We start from the raw sequence: 8341 nt of genomic DNA on the forward strand, positions 1-8341 counted from the left end.
CGGAACCATTGTACGGCGGTGCCGCTCGTGGCCAACGCCTCATCACATAACATCAATGTGGCAAAAGGCTTATCTGGCAGAAGCGGATTCCTCAGGCCGACTGGCCACCCTTCGCAACGGGAGTGAACACCATGTGCCAGAATACTGCTTCTTCCACCGTGGATCAGCCAGTTTGACACCCCTTTGTTGAGCAGGTATTCACCCGCTTTGTCGACGGCGTAGCCTTTTCCAATCGCTCCCAGATTGAATTCGATTCCGGCCCTCTCAAATGCAATCTGCCGCTTCGGATGATCGAAGGCGACGCGAGCCACCCCCCCGGCAGCAAGCACGTCGTCGATTTCGGACTGCAGTGGGATTCGATCCTTCTTGCGGCAGTTGCTCCACAATTTCACGAGCGCGCCTGCGGCGGGATCGAATGCTCCCCCCGTCTGTGCAGACAATAACCTCGCCCTTTCCAGCAGGTCAAACAGTTCTGGCTCAACCGTGGTGGGATTCGGGAACGCATTCCGGTTGAGACAACTCAGCTCGCTGTCTTCCCGATAAATCGAGAGCTGTTGTTCCAACACATGGACCAGATCCAGAGCGTCCGACGCCGCCTCGAGCTGCGAACCCGGACCATCAGGATTAACGATCACGTCGAAGTCGCACGCCATCGCGATGGTGCGCAGCATCATCGTCGGTCCGCGCGACGGGACTGGTCGCTGCACCAGTTCCTCCGCCAGACGATTGCCCGCCGCTTCCACTTGCGTCAGAGCAGACCGCCCCGTCAAGAAGTCACGACGGTTGGACGTCGAATCACTCACATCATCACTTTCATGGCAGCCTGATCGGCATGGCAACCAGATCGGGTCTCGAGAATTCTATCACCCGGTTTTTCGGCGACCAGAATGCCCTGGGTCCTGTCTTCTTCGCAGCAGGAATCCATAGGGAATTAACATGCATTGACATGTTTCCATCTTACACAAGTTGTCACGACAGAAAAGAAGTTCGGAAAGGTCCGCGAATGCCGTCGCACTCGATTGAGTGAACTTTGACGGAATCCGCTTCCCATTTCCGAACGTTCGAACTGATCGCAAAGGCTTGCAATTCGATCTTCTGGCGGCAAATCATCGTGCCTGACACCGTCTGGGGAAGGGCGCCGTGATTGCCACTTTGGTCACAGGCAAACGGGTCTGATACACTGAATCGTGGCCGCTTGCTGTTTGAGCACTCCTCGTCATTGAAAAAAGAGCATTCATGCCCTTCCAGTCAGAACGAGAACTGATATTGCTGGGGACCGGGACCAGCCATGGCGTTCCGGTGATCGGTTGTCACTGCGAAGTCTGTGAATCGACCGATCCACGAAATCACCGCACGCGAACCGGCGTCGCCGTCCGCACCCCCGAGGGAACATTCCTGATCGATACCTCTCCAGAATTGAGGCTGCAACTGCTGCGAGAGAAGATTGACCTGATTCACTCGGTCATTTACACGCACTCTCACGCCGACCATCTGTTTGGCCTGGATGACCTGAGGTTGTTTGGCTACCGACTCGAGCACGCGGTGCAGCTTTACTGCGAAGAGAATGTTGAGAGTCAGATTCGGGCTTCATTCTCGTACGCGTTTGCTCCACACGATCCCGAACTGCACTTCGGGGCGATTCCACTGTTGGAATTTCGTCGCATCGGGTTGTCCCCCTTCGAAGTGCTCGGCCAGCAGATTCAGCCTATCCGCCTGATTCATGGACGGCTGCCGGTTCTGGGTTTTCGAATTGGCGACGTCGCGTTCTGCACCGATGTCAGTCACATTCCGGACGAGAGCTGGCCACTGCTGGAGGGCCTCGACGTGCTGATCATTGACGCTCTTCGCGAACAGCCGCACGCGACGCACTTTGGCATCCCGCAAGCGCTCGCAGCCGTAGAACGAGTCAAACCGAAACGGACTTACCTGACGCATGTGTCGCATTACCTCGACTATGTGACGACGAATGCTCGTCTTCCGCCGGGTGTGGAGCTGTCCTATGATTCGTTGCGGATTCCGTACTGAACTGTGCCTGCGCCCGATGGGAACTCCTCAAGACAGAAGAGGAGACCATCTCAGATGGTGACCAGATCCATGCGAGATCACGAAGCAGCGATGTCAGTCTACATACAACTGGCAGTCCTGTCGGAACAGAAACAACAACCGCTGGTTCGTGACCGGTTTCTGCTGCTGGGTGGTGCAGAGGCCTGCCGGGCTGGTTGGCCTGACGTTGCAGCCCGATGCCTTGAGCGATTGGTTCAGTCCAATCCCGCACATCAGGCTGGTCGTCATCCGACGATGGCAGATGCTTTGAGGGATCCTGATTTCCAGCAACTCGTCGCCCATTGGGAACGGTATTGCCCCTTTGAGAAGGCGGAGCTACTTCTACACGGACTTCAACCCCTTCCGTGGGATGAAGCAGAGGGATCAGCGGGAGAAAGAATGCTCAAATTGCTGGCTCATGCCGATCGACCACATCACATGCCTCCCTAGGACAGGTTCGCCTGGCCTACGGGGACAGGAACTTGCACCAGTTTCTCTGTTTCCCCTGCAGTGTGATCCTGTTGATCGTGAGTTTCGTTCGTTGTCTGCAGAAGCAAAGACTCGAATGACTTTGCGATCAGGCTTCCGTCATTTCTAGATTGCTGAGTTCGTTGTGTTTCAGATCCTGACCAGCCGGATACTTCAGCCCCTATTGAAGCCGCTGACCCGTTTTTTTCTGGGTTTCATCGCCATTCCGACCTTCCGTCTGTTGATGAGAAAGGTGGTGCGAGTCCAGGAGATCAACGAAGAACTGGAGAAGGATCTGGAACAATGGTTTCGTGGCGCGCTGCTGCTGCTGGTTGCAACCGACAACATGGAAGGGGCGTTGTTCGGCTGGGTCTCGGAATCGGCCAGATCGAGTCCCTATTTCATGGCAGGCCGCCTGTTGCTCGCCATCGGGGTCATCGAAGGAATGCCCGACCAGTCGCTGTTTGCGTTGATTCACCCCGGCCCACAGAAGCCGGTGATCCAGAAGGGAAACGTGATCGGCAGTTTGATTAACTATATCCCGAAGCTGATCAAGGGGCTCGCGTGTCAGCACCTCAATCGCGCGACTCCTGTGTTTGCCATCCTCTCAGTCCTTCATTCGGGAACACTGGGATGGGTCTGTTACAGTCTGGCGATCGCGCAGTATCTGCTGATTGGACTGGTGACATCAAAAGACAAGGCGCTGGACGTCCTCTCGAAGTTTGACGAAGCAGTCGAACGGCAGCGGAACGAAATTCTTCATGAGATGCAGCATCCGCCCGCCGACGGATCGAAAGCAACTCAGCCTCGCTTGCCCCCCCCGAATTCCGATATCGATTTACTCATGTAGTGAAGCCGCCACCAAACGATGCCGCAAGCGCCTTGCAACTACGCCGCTTCGAGTTGAATGTCGAACTGGGCGGAAAGCGTTTCCTTATGGAAGCGCTCCCCTCGGGCGTCGTATAAATAAAGCTGGTTGTGATCAGCGGCCCAGACGGCTCCCAGACGAACACTGCGGGGGCCTCGCAATGAGAACTGAAGGCCGCACAGAGCCCCTTTTCTTGTCAGGGGAGTCACTTCCAATCCAAACTGTTCTGGCACAAGGTTTTCGTGCCGACACAGTCGCTCGTGAACATAACCGCGAAGAGTTTCCAGGCTGTTGACGTCAGTCGTCACCTTGCTCATCGAAATTGCCTCAATCGTGTGTTGGACATCAATGGAGCCGTGGTCAGGCAGGGAAGGAAGATCGGCAATCCTCGTCGGAAACTTTTCCAATCCAGCCGACTTCGCGCAAGAGACTTTGGGAAGAATTTTCGGCAGTCTTTGCCAGACCGAAGCAAGCGGAAATCGCGGCAAACTCAAGCAGCGCACCGGCAGTTTTTTCGCACTCTCGTTCACGCGGTGTGGCACGCATCTGCGGGGCAATCACGTCGGGAAAGAGGGGAGCCCGATGACGAAAGGTATTCACCCCGACGATGTGCGATGATCGTGTCGGGCCGGTGCAGCGGCCTCGTCGAGCCTCGCGTCGATGCTGCGGACTGAGCAAGACGGTTAAACAAGTCGGGACAAGTTCAAAATGTTCGCGGAGCGGGCCGTTAAGCCGGGTTTTGTCGTGGACGATCATTTCTCTGGGCCGCCGATTGCTCGACGGCTCTAGCAACCTACCCGGACAGTGGACGAGACGGACCGCCTCGCGCCGTCATGCTGTTGCCAGCCTGACGAACTATGCCCTGCTTGGTCTTGCTTCCAGTGGGGTTTACCTAGCCGGATCGGTCACCCGATCCGCTGGTGCGCTCTTACCGCACCGTTTCACCCTTACCTCGTCCACTCCGATTCAAGGTATGAGCCTGAGTCGAAAAGGCCGTTTGGCGGTATACTTTCTGTGGCACTATCCCGGTCCTTGCGGACGGTGGGCGTTACCCACCACCGTGTCCTGTGAAGCCCGGACTTTCCTCCCTAAGGGAAGCGAACTTCCACTTACAGCGATCGTCTAGCCCACTCCGCGAACACGATTAACTCTACGTCACCGACGCGATCCACGATAGAGGGTACGGCAGATTTCCGCATCTCGTCCACCGGGACACCGTCATGAAACGGGCGTTAGCCGCAAATTCCTCACGGCGACATCGACTACTTCGCGGCCTTTTCCTTCCCTTTCTCGAGAGAATCAAAATAAGTCTTGATGCTCTCGTGATAGCCGGGGGGGATCTGTTCGGTGTTCAAGGCTTCCATGGCTCCCTGTTTGACCGACTGCATCAGTTGCTTGTAGTCACGGACAACTTCCCCCTTCTCAGCCTCTCCTTTGGTCTGCATCGACAGCAGCATCTTGCCTGCCACGACGGCCGACTTGGATTGTTCGTTCTTAAATCCGGTTTCGACAGAGTCGTCTTCCGGGGCTTCGCCCCCTTTTCCAAAGCCGGGGCCCCCCATTCCGAACTCGCCCTCTTTCTCCTGTACCTCATCACTCTCACCGGATTCGGCGAGCATTTGGTCATACAGGCTTTGATAGTCTGACAGCGTCTTGCAATTCTCGGACTGGGCTCCGTTCAGCTTTTCCTGGTCGTTGACCTTCTTGGCCTGCTGGATGGTCTTGAGTGCCTCTTCCAGCTCTTTCATGTCTTTCACAGACTGTTCGAGCTGTTCCAGTTCCTGCTCGCTCAGTTCCAGCGACTGCATCGCAGCCTGCAAGGCCTCTTCCTGAAGATCTTTGTTCTCCGACAGGTCCATCTGCTGCATGGCTCGTTCGAGTGCGGCGGAGAGCTGCTCGTTATTCAGCTTGTCGCTCGCGAGCTTCTCCAGGTTCTGGAGACGCTCCTTCAATTCCTGCATCAATTCACCCCGCTCTACAGGGTCTTTGGTAGCGGCGAGCTGCTGGAGCTGTTCCTGGAGTTCCTGAAGTTCATTCTGGACACCTCCGGCATCCCCCTCTTGAAGCTCCTTCACCCACTTCTGAAGCTTTTCGTCCTGGTTGGCACCGAACTGCTGGTCACTCGACGGAGAAGACTTCATGAGATCCTTCAAATGCTCACTACTGATTTGCCTCCAGAGCTTGCCGATGTCCTTTTGTTCGCTCGACAGCATTTTCAGATTTTCCAGCTTCTGATCGGCCTTCATTTTGTTGAAGGTCATTTTCAATTCTTCGATGGCCAGATCGGTGGAGTTACTTTCCTCGTGATCCGCAATCGCGCGTTTAACTTCTTCTAAGCGCAGTTCCGTGGCCTTTTTACCTTCGGTCAGCCGCTCGCTCCGTTTCTCGCTCAGCTTTGCGCTCGCAACCTTACCAAAGGGGTCATACTGAGGCAGAAAGTAGACCCCCAGAGCGACCAGCGCGGGTACCCACACCGCATGCCAGAATCGCCGCTGCCAGGTGAATGGAACAACCTGGTCAGGCTTAATCCCTGCCGCCCGGGCCTCGGCAGACTGAACGACAAGAGCCTGATATTCGCCGGCCGAGTTATTCAGCAGCGCCATGGTGAGATACAGATCCTTCGAAGCGGTGGTCCGATCGACCAGCCGTGCTGCGTCAGGCAGCGTCGGCCGGCGATGAACCAGCCAGGCAAGCAGGCCCGCCACGAGGGGAACAACGGCAAATGCGGCCCATGTCGAAGGTGTATCGGGCATCGCAAACAAGCCGGTGAAACGTGCCACCATAAGAACGACAGCAAATACCAGTGAAATGGCGAGCAACGTCCAGTAGAAGCTCTGGCCTACGGACGCAAGCCGCATTCGATTTAACACGCTGTTTAATAGCCGCGAGGTGACAGAGGCTTCTGGCATTTGCGAGACCCTTCTGTAGACGTTCTGTCTCAGTTCAACATGAGGTAGCTTATCCCAGCAGAAATTCCGAATCAAGCGCGAAATTACTTTCCCGCCACCATGGCGACTGGCAGAAAGGAATGACTGCCTTCCCCACTGGGTCACCCCCAGAGTGTTGCCAGGCGAGAACGGACAATCTTCGCGAGAATCGATTGTCAGTGAGGACTGTTCAGTTCCTGTTCCAGCTCGGAAATCTGGGCGATTCGCCGGGAGTGACGCCCCCCTTCAAACGGGGTTTCGAGCCAGATTTTGATCATCCGGGCATCGATCCAGTCACCGGACAAATTCACTGACATGCACAGGATATTGGAATCGTTGTGACTTCGGCTGATTCGCGCAGAAAGTTCGTCACAACAAAGTGCGGCCCGGACACCACGGAATTTGTTTGCGACGATCGTCATCCCGATTCCGGTCCCCCCGATCAGGATCGCACGATCGACTTCTCCACGGGAAACAGCCCGTGCGGCGAGCGACGCATAGTCAGGATAGTCACACATCTCTTCCGAGTTCGGCCCGAAATCAATCGCGACGTGATTCAGCTCTCTCAGACACGCCAGGACTCGATCCTTGGCTCGAAATCCACGGTGTTCACTGGCAACTGCGATTTTCATAGATCGTATTCGTCACTGGGGTAGGGACGTAGCGCGACCCGGCGCCCTGAACGGAAACCGGGTACTATTGTGAGTTCAAGATGATCCTTCATCTCACGCTATCATAGGCGATCTATCGGAAGGGAAACAGGACGCCGCCTCGCGACCACCACCCGGCAATTCTCGCTTTTTCTCAAGGATGGAGCTGCGTCAGGCCGGAATGGCTGATTGACCGCAGAATGACCCTCCGGGTTCGCTGCAGGCTCGTTTCAACAGCACTTCGGGAACGAATACCAGAACACACACAACGGGCATTGGTCGATCAGGATGCCACGGATTCTCGTTGCCGGGTGTTTTTTCACAGCACCTGACCCGACAGGCCGCGCAGGCTTAGCGGTTCAAAGTAGCGGGAGAGGATGCCCGTATTTACGAACTCCCCAACGTCCTGAGTCAGTTTCTACTGCGGACTGTTCGGGAGTATCGCTTTTTCGTATCTTGGCGCATCTGTGTTCTCGACGTTTCCGCACGAACGGTGTTGCCTCGATCGACTCGTCGGGAAGCTTTCGTAAGGACCGTGTTAACGGTCACTTGTCGATCTACATTCCGACAAAAACGTGTCAGTGAATGGCCTACTCAAGCCGGAGTTCCGCACGAAGATGCTCGCCAAACTGACGACTTATTCGTTGCTCGGAATCGACGCGCTGCCGGTGGAGGTCGAAGTCGATATCTCTCCGGGTGCCATGCCCAAAACGATTCTCGTCGGACTGGCCGAGGCCGCGGTTCGCGAGAGCACTCATCGCATCGAACGGGCGCTTGTCAATTGTGGCTACGTCCGGCCGCTTGATCGGATCGTGATCAATCTGTCGCCCGCGGACCTCCCGAAAGAAGCAGCCTCCTTCGATCTTCCCATTGCGATGGGAATGCTCGTCGCCAGCGGACAACTGACGTCCGACGCACTGAGCCAATACGCGGCCATCGGTGAACTGGCCCTTGACGGGACGATCCGCCCGGCCAAAGGGGCTCTCTCAATGGCCCTCGCCGCCAAAGAGCAGGGCTGGAGAGGGATTGTGCTACCCGCTGCCAACGCTCAGGAAGCGGCGGTTGTGGAAGGAATCGATATTATTCCGGTCACGTCCCTGACCGAAGCGGTCGGCTTTTACAGCGGCCAGCTGGAGATTCCTCCCCAACCCTTCAGTTGGGCCGACGCGGTCGCCAGCTACGGGCAATACGGCGTTGATTACTCGGATGTGCGCGGCCAGGAATCAGCCAAGCGAGCCGTCACAGTCGCCGCCGCAGGAGCCCACCATCTGCTGATGCTGGGAAGCCCCGGCACCGGTAAGACGCTGCTGGCGTCGCGGTTGGGAACCATCCTCCCCGAACTCGCCCCCGCAGAAAGTCTCGAGACGACGCGAATCTACAGTGCC

At 56.4% G+C, this 8341-nt stretch carries 8 protein-coding genes and 1 other RNA gene; 4 read left to right on the forward strand and 5 right to left on the reverse strand.

The genetic code is table 11. The annotated features are described in order from the left end of the window. Nucleotides 1-803, reverse strand: an 803-nt coding sequence (locus tag VGE80_RS22980; RefSeq protein ID WP_440594271.1) for an FAD:protein FMN transferase, incomplete at its 3' end; no start/stop codon positions are given. A 433-nt stretch (nucleotides 804-1236) separates the two neighbouring features. Here VGE80_RS22980 and VGE80_RS22985 point away from each other — a divergent pair. From VGE80_RS22985 to VGE80_RS22995, 3 genes are all read left to right on the forward strand, one after another. Further along, entirely contained in the window at nucleotides 1237-2025 is a 789-nt protein-coding gene (locus VGE80_RS22985; protein WP_440594272.1) for an MBL fold metallo-hydrolase, read from the forward strand. A 54-nt stretch (nucleotides 2026-2079) separates the two neighbouring features. Beyond that, a complete protein-coding gene (locus tag VGE80_RS22990; RefSeq protein ID WP_440594273.1) occupies nucleotides 2080-2493 on the forward strand; it encodes a hypothetical protein in 414 nt (137 codons plus the stop codon). Nucleotides 2494-2656: 163 nt separating this feature from the next. Then, nucleotides 2657-3361, forward strand: coding sequence for a DNA topoisomerase I (locus tag VGE80_RS22995; protein ID WP_373650115.1), 705 nt, complete (start codon nucleotides 2657-2659; stop codon nucleotides 3359-3361). A 38-nt stretch (nucleotides 3362-3399) separates the two neighbouring features. Here the strand turns inward: VGE80_RS22995 and VGE80_RS23000 are convergent, their stop codons facing one another. The 4 genes from VGE80_RS23000 to rpiB all read right to left on the reverse strand — a co-directional run bounded on the left by VGE80_RS23000 (nucleotide 3400) and on the right by rpiB (nucleotide 6938). Then, a complete protein-coding gene (locus VGE80_RS23000; RefSeq protein ID WP_397571638.1) occupies nucleotides 3400-3696 on the reverse strand; it encodes a hypothetical protein in 297 nt (98 codons plus the stop codon). A gap of 395 nt (nucleotides 3697-4091) precedes the next feature. Next, nucleotides 4092-4513: RNase P RNA component class A (gene rnpB / locus VGE80_RS23005), an RNA gene on the reverse strand. Between the two features lie 128 nt (nucleotides 4514-4641). Next, entirely contained in the window at nucleotides 4642-6288 is a 1647-nt protein-coding gene (locus VGE80_RS23010) for a hypothetical protein (protein ID WP_440594274.1), read from the reverse strand. Between the two features lie 194 nt (nucleotides 6289-6482). Further along, nucleotides 6483-6938 (reverse strand): ribose 5-phosphate isomerase B, encoded by a 456-nt coding sequence (gene rpiB / locus VGE80_RS23015; RefSeq protein ID WP_373650112.1) that lies wholly within the window; start codon nucleotides 6936-6938, stop codon nucleotides 6483-6485. A 635-nt stretch (nucleotides 6939-7573) separates the two neighbouring features. Between rpiB and VGE80_RS23020 the strand changes: the two genes are divergently transcribed. After that, the coding region (locus VGE80_RS23020; RefSeq protein ID WP_440594275.1) for a magnesium chelatase domain-containing protein at nucleotides 7574-8341 on the forward strand (768 nt) is incomplete at its 3' end.

It is taken from the genome of Schlesneria sp. (assembly GCF_036405755.1).
GTDB classification, from domain to species: Bacteria; Planctomycetota; Planctomycetia; order Planctomycetales; family Planctomycetaceae; genus Schlesneria; species Schlesneria sphaerica.

Coding starts and splice junctions, on each gene's coding strand:
- VGE80_RS22985 (WP_440594272.1), top strand. CDS start 1,237: ATGCCCTTCCAGTCAGAACGAGAACTGATATTGCTGGGGACCGGGACC.
- VGE80_RS22990 (WP_440594273.1), top strand. CDS start 2,080: ATGGTGACCAGATCCATGCGAGATCACGAAGCAGCGATGTCAGTCTAC.
- VGE80_RS23000 (WP_397571638.1), bottom strand. CDS start 3,696: ATGAGCAAGGTGACGACTGACGTCAACAGCCTGGAAACTCTTCGCGGT.
- VGE80_RS23010 (WP_440594274.1), bottom strand. CDS start 6,288: ATGCCAGAAGCCTCTGTCACCTCGCGGCTATTAAACAGCGTGTTAAAT.
- rpiB (WP_373650112.1), bottom strand. CDS start 6,938: ATGAAAATCGCAGTTGCCAGTGAACACCGTGGATTTCGAGCCAAGGAT.